The sequence below is a fragment of the Oleiphilus sp. HI0066 genome (genome assembly GCF_001635725.1).
This window is the reverse complement of the sequence record NZ_LWFH01001493.1, coordinates 1-1,084: the sequence shown is the minus strand read 5'-3', so window position 1 is coordinate 1,084 and position 1,084 is coordinate 1. Positions and strand designations below refer to the sequence as shown.

The window sequence follows — 1,084 nt, the reverse complement described above, 5'->3', positions numbered from 1 at the left end:
CCAAATTTGGGGTATAGAAGGTGTTGCGCTTGGTTCTCTTATTCCTATGTTGGTGCTTGTGCCTGTTCTGATGAAATATGGTTTCTCGAGTTTAGAACTCAAGTTCACTCATTACTTTAGCCGAGTTATTCTCCCGGTTTTACCCGCACTAATGGCAATGATTTTAGGTGTTTCGATTTACCAAATGAATGTTTCTATTAGTAGTTATCTGGAGTTGGTAGGTGCGGTTTCCGTAGGTGGGCTGGTTTACGCTGTTGCTTTTCTTTTTAGCGGGTTATCGGAGCAAGAGCGAAGCTTTCTCAAAAATCGTTTTTTTGCTAAATAGCTTTTCTTGTAGAGATCTTTTTTTGTCGTAGATTCGGTATATCAACTTCACCCACTTACTTCTTAAATATTGCTTGGTAGAAATGTTCTGAATTCTGCCTCCGAACCTTTCTTTGTAGTATTCATTTTTGCCATATCCGGCTAATAGATCGAATTGCTTTATCTCTCCGCTTGTCTGGCTCAAAAGAATGTTTTGCATTAAATGCACTAAACCTAATGAATAATTTTTGAATGCCTGTTCGTCGTAGCCTAATTGGATATTGTAAATCGTACTGCCAAATTTTAGGTTGTAGGTCAGTGCTTTCACGTCTCCATCGATACTCATAAGTGCAATATCTAAATCATTTGACTTGCCGAAATGAGTGATGAGGCTATTGTGAAACTCCTTGTAAACGTCTTCGAAGCATGGTTTTCCCCAGCGTGTCAGGTGCAGATCATTGAGCGTTTCGATGATATTGAGGGGGCAGCTTTCTTCATTTTCATATATTTGAAAATCGACGGTATGCTGTCTCTCTAGATTTGAGAATTTGTGAATCGTTGCGCGTCTAAAATTACTACTTAGTTTTTTCGTATATTTCTCTGCATCTGTGCAGGTATCGACGACGACGCTATGATCTTCATGAACGGTTCGATTATATAGGCCATAATGACCGAAGCATTCTTCGATTAAGCGTGATGTTAAGCTTTGATGGGGGATGTCTCCCAAAATTAGCTCGTCCCAACGAATATGCTTGAACATATATTCCATTAGAGAAATTCT

General features: G+C 39.2%; 2 protein-coding genes. One reads left to right on the top strand and one right to left on the bottom strand.

Annotation, left to right across the window (positions count from 1 at the left end; genetic code table 11):
* The coding region (locus A3738_RS32140) for a polysaccharide biosynthesis C-terminal domain-containing protein (RefSeq protein WP_231876741.1) at positions 1 to 325 on the top strand (325 nt) is incomplete at its 5' end.
* Here A3738_RS32140 and A3738_RS23140 read toward each other — a convergent pair.
* The coding region (locus tag A3738_RS23140) for a GNAT family N-acetyltransferase (protein ID WP_156504440.1) at positions 275 to 1,084 on the bottom strand (810 nt) is incomplete at its 5' end. The two genes, A3738_RS32140 and A3738_RS23140, sit on opposite strands and share 51 nt — an antisense overlap.